Source organism: Comamonas terrae (assembly GCF_001544075.1).
Lineage (GTDB): Bacteria > Pseudomonadota > Gammaproteobacteria > Burkholderiales > Burkholderiaceae_C > Comamonas > Comamonas terrae.
This window is the reverse complement of sequence record NZ_BCNT01000011.1, coordinates 65,681-84,841: the sequence shown is the minus strand read 5'-3', so window position 1 is coordinate 84,841 and position 19,161 is coordinate 65,681. Positions and strand designations below refer to the sequence as shown.

Here is a 19,161-nt window from a genome sequence, read left to right as displayed (position 1 = left end):
TCCGCCGCCGCAGCGCTCACTTGGTCTGGTAGCGCGCCATCATGGCCACGGTGCTGGCCTTGCGGTCGGCATTGACCTTCTGCACCGTGGGCCGCTCGCCCATGCGCGCCAGGTAGTCGCGCACCGGCAGCTCGGCCAGCACGTCCTTGCCGCAGACGCTCTTGGTCGCGGCGCTGACCAGCGGCAGGTGGACGATGGCGCTGCAGTCGGCCAGCGTGAAGCTGTCGCCCGCGATGAAGGGCGCATCGAAGCGCGCGATCCTCGCGAAGGCCGCCACGTTCTTCTCCAGCTGGGCCAGCGCCTTGTCGCGCGCGGCATCGCTGACCTTGCCGCCGAAGAAGGCCTGCGGATAGAGATTGCGCGCCACCAGCTCCAGGTGCAGGTTCAGGTACACGCACAGCTCGCGCACCTTGGCGGCGGCAAACGGGTCGGCCGGCAGCAGCCGCACCTCGGAGGGCAGCGCCTCCACGTATTCGATGATGGCATCCGACTCGCTGATGGCGCCATGCGCCGTGCGCAGATACGGCACCTTGCCCAGCGGCGATTCGTCGGTGTTGGTCTCGCCTATCCATGCCAGCTCTTCCTCGAAGGGCAGGTTCTTCTCCATCAGGGCCAGCTTGACCTTGTTGTAGTAGTTGCTGGCCGAGAATCCGCACAAAGAAAGCATTCTTGTCTCCTGGTTGTGATGGGCTCGAGGGTCGGCAGCGGGCGCCGGCCTTGGCCGTCCCTCCCGAGACCTGCATGGTAGGGCCGCTGGAGGATGCGGGGCGTCGCCGACCGGATAGCGCGTGGCTGCTCCTACAATGGCCGGCATGCCCATGCCGTCCCCTCGTCTGCAGCTTCCCGCGCCCGGTCCGCTGGCGCGCTGGGTGCTGCTGGCATGGGTTTGCGTGATGCTCACCGGCGTGGCGGCACCCTGGGCGCGGGCCGCCGCCATGGGGCGTCTGGAGCCCGCATGCAGCGCCTCGGGAGAGATCCGCTGGGTGCCGAGCCCGGTGGCGCAGGACGATGCCGTGCCTGCTGTGCACGGTATCGACTGCCCGCTGTGCCTGCCGCTGCTGGCCCCGCCTCCGGCCGGTACGCACAACGCATGCCGGGCGGCGCCCGAGATGGCCTTCGTCGTTGCCGGCTATGTGGGGCCCTGGAACCGCACGGCCCAGGTCCTGCCCCAGCCGCGCGCTCCGCCCCTCGAAGTCTTCAACAAACATGGCTGATGGCGCTTGAACACCAGGGTTTCAGGCGTTTTCGATGAGTGAGTCCGGCCCCTGGCCGGTTGTCTGGAGAAGATTTCATGAACTTGCAACGTTTCACCACCGCCATGCGCATGTCCGTGTGCATCCCCGCGATTGCCATGTGCTCTGCGCTGTTTGCAGGGGCCGCGCTGGCCCATCCCGATGCGGCCCATGTGGAGGCGCAGAACGCCTGGGCGCGCGCCAGCGTGCCGGGCCAGCAGGCCTCGGGCGCCTTCATGCGCCTGACGGCCAAGGAGCCGCTGAAGCTCGTGGGCGTGGAAACGCCCGTGGCCGGCGTGGCCGAGGTGCACGAGATGAAGATGGAGGGCGACGTGATGCGCATGCGCGCCATCGACGCGCTGGACCTGCCCCAGGGCGTGCCCGTGGACCTCAAGCCCGGCGGCTATCACGTAATGCTGCAGCAGCTCAAGGCGCCGCTGGTCAAGGACACCCAGGTGCCCATCACCCTGGTGTTCAAGGATGCCAAGGGCGAACTCTCGCGCCTGCATCTGCAGGTGCCGGTGCGCACGGCGCCGCCGGCCGGCGGCGATGCCGCGGCCGCCCACCATGGGCATATGCACTGAAGCACGGCGGCCGGGCGGCCGCATTACGCTTGCTTGCAAGGCTTTCGATCCGAGATCGAAGGCCTTTTTTCATGGAAGGCCGGCCAGGAAAAGTGGCCGGAAGCTGACTGGGATTTGCACTGATGGCCCTGCATCCCGGTTGGGCGCGGGGATGCTCTGGGTTAAGCTGTGCTGCAACGGTGGGCCTGGATGCTTTCGAGAGCAAGGCGCGGGCCTGGTGCACATCACCTACTGCGAGACCAACCATGAGCGACGCATCCTCCTTCGGCTTTGGCAAGTTCATTCCCGGCTTCGATTTCCTGCAGGGCCTGGCCCAGAGCGCAGGCTCCGCGGCCAAGCCGCTGGGCGGCATGCCGCAATGGGTGGCGCCCACGGTCAGCATCGAGGAAGTGGAAAAGCGCATCACCGAACTCAAGGCCGTGCAGTTCTGGCTGGAGCAGAACGGCCGCGCGCTGGCCGCCACCATCCAGGCGCTGGAAGTGCAGCGCATGACGCTGTCCACCCTCAAGGGCATGAATGTCAGCATGGGCGAGCTGGCCAAGGCTTTCCAGTTCCCCGGCGGAGGGGAGGCTGGAGGCGCCAAGGCCCAGGATTTTTCCGAGTGGCCCATGAATGCGGCCGCGAACGCGGCGGCTGCTGGCGGCCAGGCGCAGGAGGCCGCCGCCCCTGCCGAGCCCCGCAAACCTGCCGCCGGGAGCGCCGGTACCGCGGCCGAAGCCACGGCCGAATCCAGGGCTGAAGGCGGCGAGCAGGCCGCGGAGCCCGCGCAGGCCGCACTGAACCAGGCCATGCAGTGGTGGGGATCGCTGACCCAGCAATTCCAGCAGATCGCGGCCAAGGCGCTGGCCGAGCCCGTGCCGCCCGAGACGCTGATGGCTGCGCAGCGCGCGACCGAGATGGCCAGCGGCTTGGCCAAGGCCACGATGGACCAGGTCATGTCCTTCGGCAAGGCCTCTGCAGAAGGCGCGGCCCAATCCGCCGCCGCATCCGCCAAGCCGGCCAAGGCCCCATCCGCAGCTTCTTCCAGGGCGGCAGCCGCCAAGAGCCCCGCCAAGCCTGCGGCGAAGAAGGCTCCGGCCGCGCCGGCGGCCAAGAAGGCTGCGGCCAAGACCGGCGGTTCGCGCGCCCGCTGACAGGCCCCGGCCCGCGCTGCTGCGCCGTGCGCCGGCGCGGCACGTTCCGCACAACACGAAAGGGGTGTCCATGTCGTTGTTTCCCATAGGCCATGCCAGCCACCCGGATTGGCGCGAGGCCGTGCAGTCCGTGGTGCGGCAGCTGTTCATGCAGATGGAGCAGCCCGGCCATGCCGGCCGTCCGCGCCTGGGCCTGATCTATGCCTCCCACGCCTATGCGCGTCACGCGCAGGACATGCTGATGCTGCTGGCCCAGTCGCTGCCGCGCGTCACCGACTGGGTGGGCTGCACGGCCAGCGGCGTGCTGGCCATGGCGCATGAGTACACCGATGCGCCGGGTCTGGCCGTGATGCTGCTGGACGTGCCGGCCGCGCATTACCGCGTGTATTCGGGCATTGCCCCGCTGGCCATGGGCGGCGGCGAGGCCGGCTTCGAGGCCGATGCCGCCCTGGTGCACTCCGACGCGGGCCAGCCCGAGCTGGCCGAGCTGCTGCAGGAGCTGTCGGAGCGCACGCAGACCGGCCATCTGTTCGGCGCCCTGGGCGGGCAGCAGGGCGAGGGCGTGCAGTTCGCCTGCCGGGCCGAGGATCTGCCGCTGCTGCGCACCGGCGGCGCGGTCGGCGTCTTTCGTGGCGGCTTCTCGGGCGTGGCCTTTGCGTCCGAAGTGCCCTGCATCTCGCGCATGGCCCATGGCTGCGCGCCGCTGGGCGAAGGCCTGGAGATCACCGAAACCAGCGGCTCCGTGCTGCTGTCGCTGCGCGGCCAGCCGGCCCTGCCCCAGCTGCTGCAACTGCTGGACGTGCAGGCCAGCCCCGACCAGGGCGGCGGCTGGCAGGCGGCGCTGGGGGCGCTGCGCAACACCCAGGCGGCGATTGCGCCCCTGGGCCGCGGGCTGGAGCGCGGGGCGCTGACCCCCGAGGCCCAGGTGCTCAACCTGGTGGGGCTGGACCCGCTGCGCCAGGGCGTGGCCCTGTCCTCGCCGGTGGAGGCCGGGCATACCGTGATCTTCTGCCAGCGCCAGGAACATGCGGCGCGGCACGAGCTCATGCAGATGGGGGCGGCCCTGCAGGATGCGCTGCTGCCCGACTTTGCCGACGGCGCGGGGGCTGCGGGCGGCGAGCCCGCGGCGCCGCAGATCCGCGGGGCCATCTATGTGAGCTGCAAGGGCCGCGGCAGCGAGCTGTTCGGCGCACCGGACACCGAACTCCGGATACTGCGCCACGCGCTGGGCTCGGTGCCGCTGATCGGCCTCATGGGCGAAGCCGAGATCATGGATGCGCGCCTGCACCATCTGGCCGGCGTGCTGACCGTCTTCACGGAGCCGGCGACGGCCAATTGAGGGTGTTTAAGGCTGTTTGCGCAGATGCAGATTGCGCAGGCAGATCTCAAAAAAGAAGCGGCCTGGGCCGCTTTGCTTTGACCGCAGAGGGCCGGCTTGCCGCTCAGGCGCGCTCGGGCCAGATCTCCACGCCCAGGTTGAGCATCAGCCGGTTGGCCCAGCCGAACAGGGCAGCCGAGTGCAGCATGTCCAGGATTTCCAGGTCCGACAGGCCTGCGTCGCGCAGCGGCTGCACGTGCTGCGCGCCGAAGCTGCCGGGCGTGCGCGTCAGGGCCAGGGAGGACTGGATGATGGCGCGCTCGCGCTCGTTGGTGCCGGCGGTGTCGGGATCGTCGAACATCTGCGCCATCACGTCGTTGCGCTTGGCCAGCTGCTCGAAGCGCTGGGCATGGACCGAGGCGCAGTACACGCAGCCGTTGGAGCGCGAAACGGCCGTGGCCGCGACTTCGCGCTCGGCACGCGACAGGCCGCCCGGCGCGTACATGATGGCGTTGAAGGCCTGGGAGCGCTCCAGCAGCACCTCGGGCTGGCGGCCCAGCAGCAGGTAGAAGTCCATGGTCTTGGCCTTGGGATGGCTGACCTCCAGCACCTTCTGCTGTTCGGGCGTGGCGGTTTCGGGGTCGAGCACGGGCAGCCAGGACTTCCAGTCCAGGGTTTCGCTGGTGAAGCCGTTGCGGCGCAGCGGCTCGCCAGGCGCGGGCAGGTTCGCCGGGTGCACAAACGGTGCCGCCGCCACGGGCTCGGCAGCCGGCGCATCCGCCTTGCCGCCCATGTCGGCCATGGCTTTGACGCCCACCAGCAGGCGGGCCTGGTAGGCGACGAAGCCGATCAGCTGGGCCAGCAGCACGGTGTCGTCTAGCGACAGGCCGGCGGCGGGTATGGCGAGCAGGGCCTTCTGGTCGCTCTCGGCGGGGTGCAGCGCCAGCGTGCGCACGAAGTGCAGCATGGCGTCCATGCGTGCATTGCCGGTCCGGGCGCCGCTCTGGTCGAGGACGGTACGCAGCTCGGCCGTGATGCCGTCGCCCAGTGTAGCGGCGCGCGCGCGGTATTCGGCCTCCAGCGCGGCCACGCCGCTCACGCGGGCCTGTTCGGCGGCCAGCACCAGGCGCTCGGCCTGGGTCAGGGCGCTGTCCAGCGTATTGCCCAGCAGCAGGTCTTCGCAGGCCTGGGTGGCGACGGCCACTTTCTCGCGTTCGTGGCGGGTGGCGAAGGTGGGCGTTTGGGCTTGCAGGCCGGCCAGGCGGTCGATGGTATCGGTCATGTCTTGTCTCTTGGAATCTCAGATGGCATTGCACAGCGCCTTCACGCGCGCGGCGGAATCGGCATGGGTCCATTCCGTGCCGTCGAGCTCGGGCTCGGCATAGGACTGCAGCCTGGCGAAATGCTGCTCGATGTCGTCGCGGTAGAACAGCGAGGCCAGGCCCTGGGCCAGCTTGCGCGCGCCGTCGCTGATGGCCGGGATGTCGCCCGACACCGTGCCGTGCGAGAGCGCTGCCGGATAGCAGAAGCAGTGGATGTGGTCCAGGCCCGGCTGCTCGCCCGGCGTCTTTTCCTGGAATTCGAACAGGGGCCCCAGGTCGGGCGAGGCCGACAGTTCGGTATCCTCCTGGCCGGCGGCGGGCGTGAAGCGCTGGTTCCACAGCCGCACATGGGGCGCGATGTCGGCGAATTCGGGGCGCAGGCTCCAGTCGATGGCAAAGCCCGTGGAGACGATCAGGAAATCGAGCACGAACATGCCGGCGCTGGTATGTACATGCAGCTTGCGGCCCTGCTGCTCGACCTTCTGCACCGCGCAGCCCAGGTTGAAGAAGGCATTGGCATGGCGCGACACGCGCAGCGTGCTGCCGTGCGGCGGCGGCACCTGCTGGGCGTTGATGTAATGGCGGATGCGCCATTTCCAGGCATCGGGCAGCAGGTACTGGCCATGGGTGAGGCCGGGCACGCCCGAACCCTTGGACTTGTTGATGCGCGGCAGTTCCTTGCGGCGCACCAGCAGGTCCACGCTGGCCGCGCCGCTTTCCAGCGCCGTGGCCGCGCTGTCCATGGCCGAGGCGCCGGCGCCCACCACGCCCACGTGCTTGCCGGCCAATCGGCCGTAGTCCATCTCGTCCGAGGAGTGGGCCCACAGGGCGCGGTCCACGCCTTGCAGAAAGTCCGGAATCTGCGCGCCGCCCAGTCCGTCGCGGCCCGTGGCCAGCACCAGGCGACGGGCCAGCCAGGTGGAGATCCGGCCGTCGGCCCTGACATCGACCTGTACCACGCCGTCGGCCTGCGGGCGCACGGCCACCACCTCGTGGCCGTTGCGCACGTCGGCACCGGTCACGCGGCGGTACCAGCGCAGATAGTCCATCCATTGCAGGCGGGGAATCTTGTCCAGCGCCGTCCAGGCATCGAGGCCGAACTGGGCGATGAACCAGGCGCGAAAGCTCAGCGAGGCAATGCCCATGGCCGGGCCCGTGAGTTCCTTGGGCGAGCGCAGGGTCTCCATGCGCGCGGTGGTGGCCCAGGGGCCTTCGAAGTCCTGCGGTGCCTTGTCCAGCAGCACGGGCTGGATGCCGACCATGCCCAGCGCCACATGCAGGGCCAGGCCAGCCTGGCCCGCGCCGATGACCAGCACGTCGTGCACGGGCCGGCCGTCGCGGGAGGTGGGGGGAATCCAGGCCTTGGCGGGCCAGCCCAGGGTGACGAAATCGTCACGCAGGCGTTCTTCAAGGGCAGCCAGGCCGGCAGAGGGCTGTTCAATCAGAGACATAAGCAAACCACAAAAGCGCCTGCAGCGGATCGCTGGCAGGCGCAAGGAAAAATCGGAGCGCGAAAAGCCCATTCTCCCACCGTCCGTGCTCCATGAGAGCGGGCGCTGCCTGGGCCGGGGCCGCCAGGCAAGGGCCTAAGCCGGCCGCGCCGCCCCGCAGCGCCGGCGTGGGGGAGGCGGCGTAGCCGCTCAGGGGATCAGTCAATACTTATCTTGGCATCCTTGACGACCTTGGCCCATTTCAGGCGGTCTTCATGCACGGTCTTCCTGAATTGCTCCGGCGTTTCGATGCGGATGGTATTGCCCTGGGAGACAAAGCGTTCGCGGATCTCGGGCAGTTCCAGCACCTCATTGACCGCCTGGTTGAGCTTCTTGACGATGGCCGGGTCCGTGCCCTTGGGCGCGAAGATGCCGAACCAGATGGCGCTGTTGAAGCCCTTGGTGCCGGGCAGGCCGCTGGCGGCGATGGTCGGCACTTCCTTGACGGCATCCACGGGCTTGGCCGTGGTCACGCCCAGCAGGCGCACCTTGCCGGCCTTGTAGTGGGACAGCACGGTCTGCACCTGGTTCATGATGCAGCAGGTCTCGCCGCGCAGCACCGAGGTGATGGCCTCGGGGCCGCCCTTGTAGGGCACGTGGACCATGTCCAGGCCCAGGCGCGAGTTGAACTCGGCAAAGGCCATGTGGGTGCCGGCGCCGTTGCCGGTGGAGGCGTAGTTGTACTTGCCCGGGTGGGCCTTGACCTCGTCGACGAACTCCTTGAGGTTCCTGACGTTGATCACGTTGGGATTGATGGTCAGCACGTTGGCCACGTCCACCAGCGGCGCCACGGGCACGAAGTCGGCTTCCACGTCGAAGGGCAGCTTCTTGTACAGCGCGGCATTGCTGCCATGGGTGGCGGCCGTGCCGAAGTACAGCGTGTAGCCGTCGGGCTTGGCGCGGGCCACGAACTCGCTGCCGATGTTGCCGGCCGCGCCGGTCTTGTAGTCGATGATGATGGGCTGGCCCAGGCGCTGGCCCAGCGGTTCCTGCACCACGCGGCCGATCACGTCCACGCCGGAGCCCGCATTGAAGCCCATGATCAGCGTGATGGGCTGGTGGGGATAGCTGGCCGCCGCGTCGGCCGCCATGGCCGGCGGCGCGAAGGCACCCGTGGCAGCCGTGAGAGTCAGGGCCGAAAGCGCCAGGGCGCGGTAACCGGAGGTGAGGCGGGGCAGCAGACGCATGGAATGACGTGTCCAACAGAAAAATGAATAGGCGTTATTTTGAACACAATTTGATTTCTTTGTTCTATATGCTTATTCCATATAAAGAGCCGATTGCCGCGCATATGCGCAGCCTGCCGCTTGCCGGTTCTTCATCGGGCGCACTTCGTTTCGAGGCGGGTTGGCGAAGCGTAAAAAAGCCCTGCGCCGCAGGGCGCAGGGCTTGAAGGCTGCTGGCGGGCGATAGAAAACCAGCAGCCGGAGCAGAGATGGGGTCGGTTTGCTCAATGGCGGTACGGGCGACCGGGGCCGTAGTCCCAGCGGCCGGGCCTCCAGTCCCATCGGCCGCCATGCTGCACCCATTGGGGTTGGCGGTAGACATAGCCGGGGCGGGCCCTGACCCAGTGGCCCGGGCGCCACACATGGCGATGGCCGCGCGGCTCCCAGTAGCCGGACACCCATACATAGCCGTGGCGCGGGGCCGGCACCATTTCGCGGCGCATGGGCGGGGGAGCGCCGAATTGCACGCTCACGTAGGCGCCTGCGGGTTGAGCATGGGCCGGCATCGGCTGGGCCTGGGCGGTTCCGGCCAGGGTCAGCAGCGACAGAGCGCCTGCGCCCAGGGCGGTATGGAAAGCGGTGCGAAGCGACATCATGGCAGTCCTCCTGTTTCTATGTCGGTCGGGGATCGGCGCACTGCAAGCGGGCCGGTCCATGGCTTTCATGGTGCAGGGGCTGCGTCAACACATGGTTGCCGCAAGGCGAAGTCATGCAATGTTATGTGTCGCGTTGGTGAAGACCGGTTGCGAGCTGCTAACCAGCGTTAAGTATGGCTGTATGCAGCGTGCAATAGGCGCTGGCAGCTATGGATAAATGAGTGAGACGGGGGCCGCTTCCAGCAGGCCAGCCGCGCCGCGGCACAGCGGGCTACCTGCGCAGCGCAGCAAAGGTCGAGAACTCCCATTTGCGCATGCCCAGCACCAGCGTATAGCCTTCGAGCTTCTTGGCGGCCAGGCGCTGGTCCTGCAGGTGCTGCTGCGAGAAGTCGTGGGCGACGCGCTGGATGCGCTCCACGAAGCTGGGCGCCAGGTGCGGGGCGATGGAGCCGTGCACCAGCAGCATGGTCTCGTCGTCGCCGTCGAAGCTGCCGCCGAAATAGTCGAGCACGGCGTTCTCGCGGAAATACTCCATCACCGGGCCGCGCGCCTGCCAGCGGAAGGTCTTGGCCAGGCGCAGCCGGTAGCGGTTGCCGGGGCGCAGCTCGATGATGCCGATGCGGTCCAGCTGGGCCAGGTAGCCTATGCCCTCGGTCTCGGAGATGCGGTAGGTGCTGACGATCTGCTCCAGCGTCCACTGGCTGAGCACGCAGATCGCGGTCAGCAGCAGTTTGCGGTCCGCCACCACGGCGGCCTCCTGCTCGCGCGTCATCTGCTGCAGCAGCGGGCGGCTGTCGGCCACGCTGCGCGCCAGGTCGGCAAAGTCCAGATGCAGGGCGCGGCAGATCTCGTCCACGCGCGACAGCGGCATGTCCCCCTTGGCCAGCATGCGCTTGACGCTGGACTCGGCCATGCCGATGGCCTGGGCCAGATCGGCATAGGTCATCTGGGCGGCCTTGAGTTCCTTCTTGAGGGCGGTGACGAGGTCGGCGGTAGTGCTCATGGGTATCGATTATGAATACTGGCCGGCGCGCTCCGCGCAGCTTGCGGGTGGAGGCGATACCTGTGGCAAAGGTCTTGGCACAATCGCGGTCATTCACCCACTCCAAGGACCCAGGCATGAGCGAGCCGGCATCGACCCACCCCAACCAGTTTGCCTTGCTGGGCCAGCGGCGCTTTGCGCCGTTCTTCTGGACCCAGTTCTGCGGTGCGGCCAACGACAACCTGTTCAAGTTCGCCTTCACGGTGATGGTGACCTACCAGCTCGGCGTGTCCTGGCTGCCGCCCTCCATGGCCGGGCTGGTGATCGGCGCGCTGTTCATCCTGCCGTTCCTGCTGTTCTCGGCCACTTCGGGCCAACTGACGGACAAATGGGACAAGACGCGCATGTTCCGCCTCGTGAAGAACCTGGAAATCGCCATCATGCTGCTGGCGGCCTGGGGCTTTGTCTCTGCCAACGTGCCCGTGCTGCTGAGCTGCGTGTTCCTGATGGGCCTGCATTCCACGCTGTTCGGCCCGGTCAAGTTCGCCTACCTGCCCCAGGTGCTCAACGAGCGCGAACTCACGGGCGGCAACGGCATGGTGGAGATGGGCACCTTCGTGGCCATTTTGCTGGGCAATGTGGCCGGAGGCCTGCTAGTGGCCGTGCCCGAGGTCGGCCATGCCCAGGTGGCGCTGGCCTGCGTGGGGCTGGCCCTGGTCGGGCGGCTGTGCGCGCAGTTCATCACCCACGCGCCGGCCACCGATCCGGGCCTGGTCATCAACTGGAACCCGTTCACCGAGACCTGGCGCAATCTGCAGCTGGCGCGCGAGAAGCCCGTGGTGTTCCGCTCGCTGCTGGGCATCAGCTGGATGTGGTTCTTCGGCGCCGTGTTCCTGGCCCAGTTCCCGAGCTTTGCCAAGGAAGTGCTGCATGGCGACGAGCATGTGGCCTCGCTGCTGCTGGTGATTTTTTCGATCGGCATCGGCATCGGCTCGCTGCTGTGCGAGGTGTTCAGCCGCCGCCACGTGGAGATCGGCCTGGTGCCGCTGGGCGCCATCGGTATGAGCGTGTTCGCCATCGACCTGTACTTTGCCGCGCGGGCGCTGCCGGCCTCCGATCTCATGGGCGTGGGCGCCTTCTTCGCGCAGCACCGCCACTGGCGCGTGATGCTGGACCTGGGGCTGCTGGCGCTGTCGGCCGGCATCTACAGCGTGCCCATGTACGCGCTGATCCAGATGCGCAGCCAGCCCACGCACCGCGCGCGCATCATCGCGGCCAACAACATCCTCAACGCCTTGTTCATGATCGCCTCCAGCGTGCTGGCCGGCGCGCTGCTGTCCGCCGGCCTGAGCATTCCGCAGGTGTTCCTGGCCACCGGCATCGCCAATGCCGTGGTGGCGCTGTACGTGTTCCTGCTGGTGCCCGAATACCTGCTGCGCTTCGTGGCCTGGGTTGCCACCCACTTCATCTACCGCTTCAGGGTGCGCGGCGACGAGAACATTCCCGCCGACGGCCCGGCGGTGCTGGTCTGCAACCACGTGAGCTTTGTCGATGCCATCCTGCTCATGGCCGCCAGCCCACGGCCGATCCATTTCGTGATGGACTACCGCATCTTCCAGCGCCCGGTGCTGGGCTGGCTGTTCAGGCTGGCCAAGGCCATTCCCATCGCCCCCCACAAGGAAGATCCTGCGACCTACGAGGCGGCCTTCGCGCGCTCGGCCGAGGTGCTGCGCGAGGGCGACCTGCTGGCCATCTTCCCCGAGGGGGCGATCACCAGCGACGGCCGGCTGCAGCCGTTCAGGGCCGGCATCATGAAGATCCTGGAGCAGGCGCAGCGCGACGGCCTGGCCGTGCCCGTGGTCCCCATGGCGCTGACCAACCTCTGGGGCTCGTTCTTCAGCCGCATCGAAGTGCGCGGCGGCCGCAACGTGGCCATGGTCAAGCCGCTGCGCCGCGGCTGGCTCAACCCCGTGGGGCTGGAGGTGGGCACCGCCGTGCCGGCCCCGCAGGTCTCGCCCGAGCTGCTGCAGCAGCGCGTGGCCGGTCTGCTGCAGCAGCCGCAGTGAGCTTTACGGGCCGAGGTGGATATCGCCCATGTAGGCCAGGCCGCTGCCATGGGTGTTGTCCGAATCGGCCGAGACGGTGATGTCGATGACGGCCGGCATGCCGGCGGATTCGTCGCCAAAGGCCTGGGCATAGTCGGCGGCCAGGTCGCGGCTTTCGGACATCCATTGGCCCAGATGCGTGCTGCCGCTTTGCAGCACGATGAAGCGCATGCGGTGGGTGAAGGCGTTGTGCAGCTGCGTGCCCACGGGCAGCTGGTTGTCCCAGACGTAGCACAGGGTTTCGGCGGGAATGCGCTCGCCGGTATGGATCTGGCCCAGGCGCAGCCTGGCGCGCTCGCCAAAACCCAGCCGTGAGCGGTCGAAGTCGAAGGACACGCACAGCTTGAGCGCTGCATCGTCGCCGGAGCGGCTGCGGATGTCGGCCTTGGCGACCAGCTGATCCACGCGCCAGCGCCAGCTCAGCCGCAAGGCCGCCGCCGCGCCATTCACGGCCCCGGGCAGAGGATAGACCAGGTTGCCGTAGGCATCCGAAGTGCTCACGCGCAGCACATGCTCGCCGTCGAGACTGGCGATGCCGAACTGCGTGGGCGACTTGCCGGGCAGCGTGGCAAAGTGCCAGGGCGCCGGCAACGGCCCCTCGGGCAACTGCGAAAACGCGATCTGGCCGGCGCTTTGCGGGTGCTGGCCTTCGGCCCATGCCGGGGCGCCGGCCAGCAGCAGTGCAAGAGCGGCATGGCCGGGCAGGCGCTTCCAGGCGGGCAGGATGTTCGGCATGGTCAGGACAGGAAAGTATCAAAAACCGATACCCAAGGAGGATTGGCAAGCCAACTGAGACAATCTTCGCCGGGATCGGGCGCGGCAACGCGATGATTCGCAGCACCGCAGCCATGGCGCCGCGGCAAATTTCAACAACAGGAGCATTTTTGTGATCAACGCCTCGGCTTTCACCCGTTCTTTTCGCAACAGTTTGTGTGCCCTGGGCATGGCTTGCGCTTTGGGGGGGGCCGGTTCCGCACAGGCCCAGAGCGAGACCTCGCTGGCGCTGTCGGCCCTGCCAGTGGCCTCGGTGGTGACGGCAGCGGCCTCGGGAGGCAACTCGCAGGAGGCGGCCGCCGTGCCGCTGTTCCTGGCCGCAGGCGGCGTGTCGCTGGCCGTGGCGGGCGTGGAGGCCAGTGCCAAGGGCGTGAAATACGTGCTCAGGAACACGGCCGACGGCGTCTCCGCCGTGGTGGAAGTTTCGGGCAATGCCGCAGGCGCCCTGTCTGTCGGCGTGGGCACCGTGGTGGAGACCAGCGCCATCGGTGCCGGCGTGATCCTGTCGACGGCCGGCAAGGTGCTGGCCTTCATCCCCAACGAGATCGGCAAGGCCTTGCTGCACAGCGAGCGCCTGTAACACTTCAGAGGGAAACGACACCATGCATCACTCATGGATGACGACAGTTGCCGCCGCACTGCTGGCCTGCGCGGGCCTGGCCCATGCGGGCCGCAGCTGCGAGAACAAGCCCCTGACGCCGGAAACCATGGCCAGGGGCCTGGATCTGGCGCAGCGCACGGCCCAGGCGCTGGACGCCGAATACCGCAGGAACGGCACCCAGGTCGTGCTGCTGGCGCGCAAGGGCCAGGACCTGAGCAACTACAACCTCGTGTATTCGCACTACGGCTGGGTGTACCGCACGCCCGAGGGCCCCTGGCGCGTGGTCCACAAGCTCAATGAATGCGGCACGGCCGGCGGCCATGTGTACCGCCAGGGCCTGGGCGAGTTCTTCCTGGACGACCTGTGGCGCTACGAGGCCGGCCTGCAGATTCCCGCGCCGGCTGTGCAGCAGGCGCTGCTGCAGTTCCTGACCCGTCCGCAGACCGTGCTGCGCATGCAGAGCGAGCCCTACAGCATGGTCAGCTATGCCTGGGGCCAGCGCTACCAGCAGTCCAACCAGTGGGCCACGGAAACGCTGGCGGCAGCCATGGAGCCCGCCACCGTGCAGCGCCGCGACCAGGCCCAGGCCTGGCTGCAGTTCAAGGGCTATGAGCCGAGCACGCTCACCATCCGGGCCCTGACGCGCCTGGGCGGGCGCATGACGGCGGCCAACATCGCCTTCGACGACCACCCCAACGACAAGCGCTATGCCAGCCGCATCGAGACCGTGACCGTGGATTCCGTCACCCAGTGGCTGGAGCGCACGCAGATGGCGCAGCCGGTGCGCGTGCTGCAGTAATCCTATAAAAACAGGATCGAGCGCTTGTCCGTCAAGCGCCAGCAGTTATCACAAAAGGAGTTCTGGGTATGAGCAAATCCCTGCGTCTGCCGGAAAAATGGTTCCGCCGCGGCCTCTGGCTGGTGGCCGTGGCCTTTGCCTTTTTCCTCATCGGCCTGGGCGGCCTGGTGGTGGGCAACCTGCCCCGGGTGGAGCATACGCAAAGCGTGGAGGACTTCATTCCTGCGGCCGATGCCCAGCGCGTCAAGGCGCAGCGGGCGCAGGCGCAGGCCGCGCAGCGCCAGGCCGACAAGGCCCGCGACACGGCGCAGCTGCAGTTCGATGCGCAAAGGGCGCGCTACCAGTCGGCGCGCGAGACCTTCGACAACTGGGTGGCCACGCGCCGCGCCACCGCGCGCCCCGAACAGGATGCGGAACTGATGGCGCGCACCCAGGCGCTGGACGCGCTCAAGCAGGCGGAGAACCAGGCCCGCCAGGCACTGGAGGCGCAGGAACAGGCCAGCCTGGCGGCTTCGCAGGCCGTGGCCCATGCCGAAGCCGAGCAAAGTGCGCTGCGCGATGCGGCCCAACCCCAGTGGCAGTCGGCCATGCGCGCCATCGAGCTGCGCGTCTTCCTCTACCGCCTGGCCATCACGCTGCCCCTGCTGGTGGTGGCGGGCTGGCTGTTCTCCAGAAAGCGCAGGAGCACCTGGTGGCCTTTTGTCTGGGGCTTCATCTTCTTTGCGCTGTTTGCCTTCTTCGTGGAGCTCGTGCCCTATCTGCCCGACTACGGCGGCTATGTGCGCTACATCGTGGGCATCGTGGTCACGGTGCTGCTGGGGCGCTATGCCATCCTGGCGCTGAACCGCTACCTGGAGCGGCAGAAGCTGCAGGAAGCCCTGCCCGAGGTGCAGCGCCGCGAGGAGCTGAGCTACGACGTGGCGCTGGAGCGGCTGTCCAAGAGCGTGTGCCCGGGCTGCGAGCGACCCGTGGACCTCAAGAACACCGAGATCGACTTCTGCCCGCACTGCGGCATCGGCCTGTTCGACCGCTGCGGCCATTGCCATACGCGCAAGAGCGCCTTTTCGCGCTTTTGCCATGCCTGCGGCACGCCGGCCGTCAAGGCGGTGCACACGGGCCCCGCCGCCGTCGATGCCTCAGCGGGCCAGGTGGAGCCGCCCGGCCAGGCCGTGTAGCTCGCGGGCCGCAGCCCGGGCCACGCTGGCCAGGACCGGGTTGCCCTGCAGGGCCTGCGGCGCGGCCAGCACGGCCAGCCGGCTGCTGTGGCGCGCTGCCTGCAGCGGCCTGAACACCACCTGCCCCCGGTACAGCGTGGCAAATGATGAAGGCACGATGGCCACACCCAGGCCGCAGGCCACCAGGGCCAGCACATTGACGAGCTGGCCAGCCTCGTGGCGTATCAGCGGCGTGAACCCGGCTTCCGCGCACAGCGCCACCGTGCGGTCGAAGTAATCGGCGTCCTGGTAGCGGGCAAAGCCCACAAAGGGCAGGCGGGCGGCGGCCTGCAGGTCGAGAGGCTCATCGCCCGAGGCCAGCGCATGCGATGGCGGCACGGCCAGGCAGTAGGGGTCCTCGATGCTGGCGACCTCCAGCGCGTCGGCATCCTGGTTGCCGGGGCGGGCAAACCCCAGTTCCAGCTCGCCCTGGCGCAGGGCCTGCTGCTGGCGCGACGAAATCATTTCCCGTGCCTCGATCTGCACCTCCCACCCGGCCTGCTCAACGGCCCGCAGCAGGCCTGGCAGCAGCGACTGCATGGCCGATGGCACCAGGCCCAGGCGCAGCACGGCCTGGCCGTGGCGTTCGCGCTCGCGGGCGCGCAGCGGCGCCTGCTGGGCGCGGGCCAGGATGGCGCGCGCGTCCTCCAGCAGCGATTCGCCCGCCGCGGTCAGCTGCATGCCGCGCGGCAGGCGCGTGAACAGCGGGGTGCCGACCTCGTCCTCCAGCTGCTTGAGCTGCTGCGACAGCGGGGGCTGGGCGATGAAGAGCTTGCGCGCGGCCCGGCTGACATTGCCTTGCTCGGCCACGGCCACGAAATAGCGCAGATGCCGGAGTTCCACGATGCGGATATTTCCATATTCAAGAGGTATGGAATCGATATTAATTCGGTGTTGGACGTATGGATAGGCCGGACGCACACTGCAAGCCCTGTTTTTATGGATGCGCATGCAGGACATGCGCCGTGCACCATGCAAGCTCTGCAGAAAACCGAGGCCGGCCAGGGCCTGCATCTCAACGACGTGCCAATGCCCGAACCCGGTGCGGGCGAAGTGCTGGTACGCGTGCATTCCACCGGGGTGTGCGGCACGGACCTGCACATCGATGCGTGGACGGCCAGCTACCACTTCCTCGCGGCGGCGCTGCCGGTCACCGTGGGGCATGAGTTCAGCGGCACGGTCGTGGCGCAGGGCGAAGGCGCCGACAGCCTGCCCGTGGGCCAGCTGGTGGCCGTGCGTCCTTCGGTGACCTGCGGACGCTGCGACCGCTGCCGGGCTGGCGATTTCGATGCCTGCACCACGCGCTGCGGCATCGGCGTCATGCGCGACGGCGGCTTTGCCGAATATGTGGCCGTGCCGCTGCGCAACTGCGTGGCGATTCCGCAAGGGGTGGACCCCGAGGTCGCGGCGCTGGCCGAACCGCTGACGGTGAGCTACGAGGCCGTGCGCACGGGCGGCGTGGCGCCCGGCGACAGGGTGCTGGTGCTGGGGCCGGGCAATATCGGCCAGGGCGTTGCCCTGTTCGCACGCGCCGCCGGCGCCGCCCGGGTGGTGGTGGCCGGCCATGGCGATGCGGCGCGGCTCGATGTGCTGCGTTCCATGGGTTTTGACGAGGTGCTCGATCTTGAGGGGAAAAACATCGATGAAACCCTTGATGCGTATGCGAAGAGTGCTCTCTTTGATGTAGTGATCGAAGCCACGGGCGCCGCGGCGGTGCTGGCGCCGGCCATGCGCGTGCTCAAGACCCATGGCGTGCTGGTGATCGCCGGCATCCATGCCGCGCCCGTGCCCATAGACCTCACCGCCCTGGTGCGCCGCCATCAGCAGCTGCGCGGCTCGTATCGCGCTCCCGAGCGCTGCTGGGGCGAGGTGGTGGCCTTCATGCAGGCCCATCAGGAGCAACTGCGCCGCATGATTACCCACCGCATGCCGCTGGACCGCGCCGCGGACGGCTTTGCGCTCGCGCGCGCGCGCCAGGCCAGCAAGGTGCTGGTGCAGCCATGAGTGCGGACAGGGGCAGCGCCTTTCTGGCCCTGTGGAACGGCATAGACCATGGAGCGGCGCGTGCCGAATACGAAGCCTGGCACACCTTCGAGCATGTGCCGGAGCGCGTGGGCCTGCCCGGCTTTGTCTACGGCCGCCGCTATGCGGGGGAGGATGGCTATTTCACGCTGTACGGGCTCCAGTCCCTGGCCGCGCTGGATTCGCCGGCCTATGCCGATGTGATTGCCAATCCCACGCCCTGGTCCGAGCGCATGCGGCCCCGGCTCAGCGCCTTTGTGCGCCGGCCCTGCGTGCTGCAGGCGCAGGCCGGCTCGTCCTGGGGCACGGCGCTGACCACGGTGATGGCCACCACGGCCGACCCCGAAGCCTGGAGTCTGCTTGCCGCGCAGGCGCTGGAGCAGGCCGTGCAGCAAGGGCGGCTGCTGCGCGCCATGGCCGGCGTGGTGCCTGCCGAGCGTTCGCTGTGCTACCCCGTGGGCGGGGAGCGCATTGCCAAGCCCGTGGCCGGCGAGACCACGGTGGTCCTGCTGGCCGAGCACATCGATGAAGAGGCTTGCACGCAGGGGGGGCAATGGTGGTCCGGGCGCATGCAGGGCCTGCATCTGGGCGAACCCCGCAAGGCCTTGTTCCGGCTGCAGAGCCATGTGGAGCGCGCGCAACTGCCGGTGCCAGCAGCCGGGCGCAGGGCGCCGCTGCCGGATTTGATGGCACGCTACGCTATTCGATGAAGATTTTTCCGGAGACATTGCAATGAAAACCAAACCCGCATCCCCTTTGCTGCGCCGCACGGCCTTGCTGCTGTGCGCGGCAGCGGCCTTGCCTTGGGGCGCGCTGGCGCAAGCCAGGAGCGACAGCAAGGGCGACTGGCCCATGCGCCCGCTGCGCCTGATCGTGGGCTATGCCAGCGGTTCCTCGCCAGACGTGCAGGCGCGGCTGCTGGCCGAGCCCCTGGGCAAGGCGCTGGGCCAGCCCGTGGTGGTGGAGAACAAGGGCGGTGCCAGCGGCAACATCGGCGCGGATGCCGTGGCCAAGGCCACGGACGGCCACACCATCGGGGTGATCGGCAACGGTCCGCTGACCAGCTCCAAATACCTCTATCCCAAGCTGCCCTACGACCCGATCAAGGACCTGGCGCCTCTGGCCATGATCGGCTCGGCGCCGCTGGTACTGGTGGCGCCGCATGCGGCGGCTGCCGATGTGCCGGGCTATTTCAAGGCGCTCAAGGGTGGTGGGGGCGGCGGCCAGGGCAACTATGGCTCGGTGGGCACGGGCTCGGGCGGCCATCTGGGCGTGGAGCTGATCAAGGAGGCCATGGGGCTGGACATGCTCCACGTGCCCTATAACGGCGGCCCGGCCGTGGTGAATGCGCTGCTCGGCGGGCAGGTGCAGATGGCGCTGCTGCCGGCATCCACCGTGATGCCGCTGGTGCAGTCGGGCAAGCTGGCCGCGCTGGCTGTCAGCTCCAGCAAGCGCAGCCCGCTGGCACCCGGTGTGCCGGCCATGCCCGAGGTGGGCGCCGGTCAGGTGGATATCGAGGTGTGGAATGCCGTCATGGCGCCGGCTTCCATGCCTGCCGACCACCGCGCCAGGCTGGCACAGGCGCTGGAGAAAATTCTTCATTCGCCCGAAATCCGAAGCAAGCTGCTGGCCCAGGGCTGGCGCATCGACGATACCAGCGCCGCGTCCCTGGAGCGGCGCATCCGGAGCGATTCCAAGGTCTACGGCGACCTCATCGCGCAAAAGCACATCCGGATCGAATGATGTGAATCGAAGCCGGGCCA

General features: G+C 68.2%; 20 protein-coding genes. 12 read left to right on the top strand and 8 right to left on the bottom strand.

From position 1 onward, the window contains the following. Positions 1-16: 16 nt before the first annotated feature. Positions 17-667 (bottom strand): glutathione S-transferase, encoded by a 651-nt coding sequence (locus Cte04_RS15605; protein WP_066480179.1) that lies wholly within the window; start codon positions 665-667, stop codon positions 17-19. A gap of 145 nt (positions 668-812) precedes the next feature. On the opposite strand from Cte04_RS15605, the gene Cte04_RS15600 reads away from it, so the two are divergent. From Cte04_RS15600 to Cte04_RS15585, 4 genes are all read left to right on the top strand, one after another. Continuing rightward, the gene (locus tag Cte04_RS15600) at positions 813-1,214 is read left to right on the top strand and encodes a hypothetical protein (protein ID WP_245633401.1); all 402 of its coding nucleotides are present in this window, start codon (positions 813-815) and stop codon (positions 1,212-1,214) included. Between the two features lie 77 nt (positions 1,215-1,291). Further along, the gene (locus Cte04_RS15595; protein ID WP_066480172.1) at positions 1,292-1,816 is read left to right on the top strand and encodes a copper chaperone PCu(A)C; all 525 of its coding nucleotides are present in this window, start codon (positions 1,292-1,294) and stop codon (positions 1,814-1,816) included. 245 nt (positions 1,817-2,061) lie between these two features. Then, positions 2,062-2,949, top strand: coding sequence for a PhaM family polyhydroxyalkanoate granule multifunctional regulatory protein (locus Cte04_RS15590; protein ID WP_066480170.1), 888 nt, complete (start codon positions 2,062-2,064; stop codon positions 2,947-2,949). 70 nt (positions 2,950-3,019) lie between these two features. After that, the gene (locus tag Cte04_RS15585; RefSeq protein WP_066480169.1) at positions 3,020-4,288 is read left to right on the top strand and encodes an FIST signal transduction protein; all 1,269 of its coding nucleotides are present in this window, start codon (positions 3,020-3,022) and stop codon (positions 4,286-4,288) included. 103 nt (positions 4,289-4,391) lie between these two features. Here Cte04_RS15585 and Cte04_RS15580 read toward each other — a convergent pair whose 3' ends face one another. The 3 genes from Cte04_RS15580 to Cte04_RS15570 all read right to left on the bottom strand — a co-directional run bounded on the left by Cte04_RS15580 (position 4,392) and on the right by Cte04_RS15570 (position 8,170). After that, entirely contained in the window at positions 4,392-5,549 is a 1,158-nt protein-coding gene (locus Cte04_RS15580; protein WP_083526695.1) for a CMD domain-containing protein, read from the bottom strand. An 18-nt stretch (positions 5,550-5,567) separates the two neighbouring features. Continuing rightward, entirely contained in the window at positions 5,568-7,040 is a 1,473-nt protein-coding gene (locus tag Cte04_RS15575; RefSeq protein WP_066480168.1) for a SidA/IucD/PvdA family monooxygenase, read from the bottom strand. Positions 7,041-7,237: 197 nt separating this feature from the next. After that, the gene (locus Cte04_RS15570) at positions 7,238-8,170 is read right to left on the bottom strand and encodes a Bug family tripartite tricarboxylate transporter substrate binding protein (RefSeq protein WP_245633404.1); all 933 of its coding nucleotides are present in this window, start codon (positions 8,168-8,170) and stop codon (positions 7,238-7,240) included. A gap of 104 nt (positions 8,171-8,274) precedes the next feature. Here Cte04_RS15570 and Cte04_RS15565 point away from each other — a divergent pair, with 104 nt between their 5' ends. Next, a complete protein-coding gene (locus Cte04_RS15565; RefSeq protein WP_157082049.1) occupies positions 8,275-8,472 on the top strand; it encodes a hypothetical protein in 198 nt (65 codons plus the stop codon). 57 nt (positions 8,473-8,529) lie between these two features. On the opposite strand, the gene Cte04_RS15560 is transcribed toward Cte04_RS15565, so the two are convergent. Then, on the bottom strand, positions 8,530-8,901 hold the full coding sequence (locus Cte04_RS15560) for a YXWGXW repeat-containing protein (protein WP_066480159.1): 372 nt from the start codon (positions 8,899-8,901) through the stop codon (positions 8,530-8,532). Between the two features lie 271 nt (positions 8,902-9,172). Beyond that, on the bottom strand, positions 9,173-9,904 hold the full coding sequence (locus Cte04_RS15555; protein ID WP_066480157.1) for a helix-turn-helix domain-containing protein: 732 nt from the start codon (positions 9,902-9,904) through the stop codon (positions 9,173-9,175). Positions 9,905-10,020: 116 nt separating this feature from the next. On the opposite strand from Cte04_RS15555, the gene Cte04_RS15550 reads away from it, so the two are divergent. Continuing rightward, entirely contained in the window at positions 10,021-11,949 is a 1,929-nt protein-coding gene (locus tag Cte04_RS15550; RefSeq protein ID WP_066480155.1) for an MFS transporter, read from the top strand. Positions 11,950-11,952: 3 nt separating this feature from the next. Here Cte04_RS15550 and Cte04_RS15545 read toward each other — a convergent pair whose 3' ends face one another. After that, positions 11,953-12,723: a DUF3047 domain-containing protein gene (locus Cte04_RS15545; protein ID WP_083526694.1), complete on the bottom strand. Its 771-nt coding sequence runs from the start codon at positions 12,721-12,723 to the stop codon at positions 11,953-11,955. Between the two features lie 208 nt (positions 12,724-12,931). Here Cte04_RS15545 and Cte04_RS15540 point away from each other — a divergent pair, with 208 nt between their 5' ends. From Cte04_RS15540 to Cte04_RS15530, 3 genes are all read left to right on the top strand, one after another. Next, the gene (locus Cte04_RS15540) at positions 12,932-13,342 is read left to right on the top strand and encodes a hypothetical protein (RefSeq protein ID WP_169798058.1); all 411 of its coding nucleotides are present in this window, start codon (positions 12,932-12,934) and stop codon (positions 13,340-13,342) included. Between the two features lie 22 nt (positions 13,343-13,364). Continuing rightward, positions 13,365-14,162: a DUF2145 domain-containing protein gene (locus tag Cte04_RS15535; RefSeq protein ID WP_066480144.1), complete on the top strand. Its 798-nt coding sequence runs from the start codon at positions 13,365-13,367 to the stop codon at positions 14,160-14,162. Positions 14,163-14,230: 68 nt separating this feature from the next. Beyond that, the gene (locus tag Cte04_RS15530; RefSeq protein ID WP_066480140.1) at positions 14,231-15,337 is read left to right on the top strand and encodes a zinc ribbon domain-containing protein; all 1,107 of its coding nucleotides are present in this window, start codon (positions 14,231-14,233) and stop codon (positions 15,335-15,337) included. Here the strand turns inward: Cte04_RS15530 and Cte04_RS15525 are convergent. After that, a complete protein-coding gene (locus Cte04_RS15525) occupies positions 15,299-16,219 on the bottom strand; it encodes a LysR substrate-binding domain-containing protein (protein WP_066480134.1) in 921 nt (306 codons plus the stop codon). The two genes, Cte04_RS15530 and Cte04_RS15525, sit on opposite strands and share 39 nt — an antisense overlap. A gap of 129 nt (positions 16,220-16,348) precedes the next feature. On the opposite strand from Cte04_RS15525, the gene Cte04_RS15520 reads away from it, so the two are divergent. Genes Cte04_RS15520 through Cte04_RS15510 form a run of 3 tightly spaced genes read left to right on the top strand, consistent with a single transcriptional unit; the run spans position 16,349 to position 19,141 of the window. Next, positions 16,349-17,380 (top strand): zinc-dependent alcohol dehydrogenase, encoded by a 1,032-nt coding sequence (locus Cte04_RS15520; RefSeq protein WP_245633400.1) that lies wholly within the window; start codon positions 16,349-16,351, stop codon positions 17,378-17,380. Next, positions 17,377-18,108, top strand: coding sequence for a DEAD/DEAH box helicase family protein (locus tag Cte04_RS15515; protein ID WP_066480132.1), 732 nt, complete (start codon positions 17,377-17,379; stop codon positions 18,106-18,108). The genes Cte04_RS15520 and Cte04_RS15515 overlap by 4 nt, the downstream gene beginning before the upstream one ends. A 22-nt stretch (positions 18,109-18,130) precedes the next feature. Then, a complete protein-coding gene (locus Cte04_RS15510; RefSeq protein ID WP_066480131.1) occupies positions 18,131-19,141 on the top strand; it encodes a Bug family tripartite tricarboxylate transporter substrate binding protein in 1,011 nt (336 codons plus the stop codon). Positions 19,142-19,161 lie beyond the last annotated feature (20 nt).

What these genes read in the sequence shown, in the direction of transcription:
- Cte04_RS15605 (WP_066480179.1), bottom strand. Translation starts at nt 667, where the DNA reads ATGCTTTCTTTGTGCGGATTCTCGGCCAGCAACTACTACAACAAGGTC.
- Cte04_RS15600 (WP_245633401.1), top strand. Translation starts at nt 813, where the DNA reads ATGCCCATGCCGTCCCCTCGTCTGCAGCTTCCCGCGCCCGGTCCGCTG.
- Cte04_RS15595 (WP_066480172.1), top strand. Translation starts at nt 1,292, where the DNA reads ATGAACTTGCAACGTTTCACCACCGCCATGCGCATGTCCGTGTGCATC.
- Cte04_RS15590 (WP_066480170.1), top strand. Translation starts at nt 2,062, where the DNA reads ATGAGCGACGCATCCTCCTTCGGCTTTGGCAAGTTCATTCCCGGCTTC.
- Cte04_RS15585 (WP_066480169.1), top strand. Translation starts at nt 3,020, where the DNA reads ATGTCGTTGTTTCCCATAGGCCATGCCAGCCACCCGGATTGGCGCGAG.
- Cte04_RS15580 (WP_083526695.1), bottom strand. Translation starts at nt 5,549, where the DNA reads ATGACCGATACCATCGACCGCCTGGCCGGCCTGCAAGCCCAAACGCCC.
- Cte04_RS15575 (WP_066480168.1), bottom strand. Translation starts at nt 7,040, where the DNA reads ATGTCTCTGATTGAACAGCCCTCTGCCGGCCTGGCTGCCCTTGAAGAA.
- Cte04_RS15570 (WP_245633404.1), bottom strand. Translation starts at nt 8,170, where the DNA reads ATGGCGGCCGACGCGGCGGCCAGCTATCCCCACCAGCCCATCACGCTG.
- Cte04_RS15560 (WP_066480159.1), bottom strand. Translation starts at nt 8,901, where the DNA reads ATGATGTCGCTTCGCACCGCTTTCCATACCGCCCTGGGCGCAGGCGCT.
- Cte04_RS15555 (WP_066480157.1), bottom strand. Translation starts at nt 9,904, where the DNA reads ATGAGCACTACCGCCGACCTCGTCACCGCCCTCAAGAAGGAACTCAAG.
- Cte04_RS15550 (WP_066480155.1), top strand. Translation starts at nt 10,021, where the DNA reads ATGAGCGAGCCGGCATCGACCCACCCCAACCAGTTTGCCTTGCTGGGC.
- Cte04_RS15545 (WP_083526694.1), bottom strand. Translation starts at nt 12,723, where the DNA reads ATGCCGAACATCCTGCCCGCCTGGAAGCGCCTGCCCGGCCATGCCGCT.
- Cte04_RS15540 (WP_169798058.1), top strand. Translation starts at nt 12,932, where the DNA reads ATGGCTTGCGCTTTGGGGGGGGCCGGTTCCGCACAGGCCCAGAGCGAG.
- Cte04_RS15535 (WP_066480144.1), top strand. Translation starts at nt 13,365, where the DNA reads ATGCATCACTCATGGATGACGACAGTTGCCGCCGCACTGCTGGCCTGC.
- Cte04_RS15530 (WP_066480140.1), top strand. Translation starts at nt 14,231, where the DNA reads ATGAGCAAATCCCTGCGTCTGCCGGAAAAATGGTTCCGCCGCGGCCTC.
- Cte04_RS15520 (WP_245633400.1), top strand. Translation starts at nt 16,349, where the DNA reads ATGCAAGCTCTGCAGAAAACCGAGGCCGGCCAGGGCCTGCATCTCAAC.
- Cte04_RS15515 (WP_066480132.1), top strand. Translation starts at nt 17,377, where the DNA reads ATGAGTGCGGACAGGGGCAGCGCCTTTCTGGCCCTGTGGAACGGCATA.
- Cte04_RS15510 (WP_066480131.1), top strand. Translation starts at nt 18,131, where the DNA reads ATGAAAACCAAACCCGCATCCCCTTTGCTGCGCCGCACGGCCTTGCTG.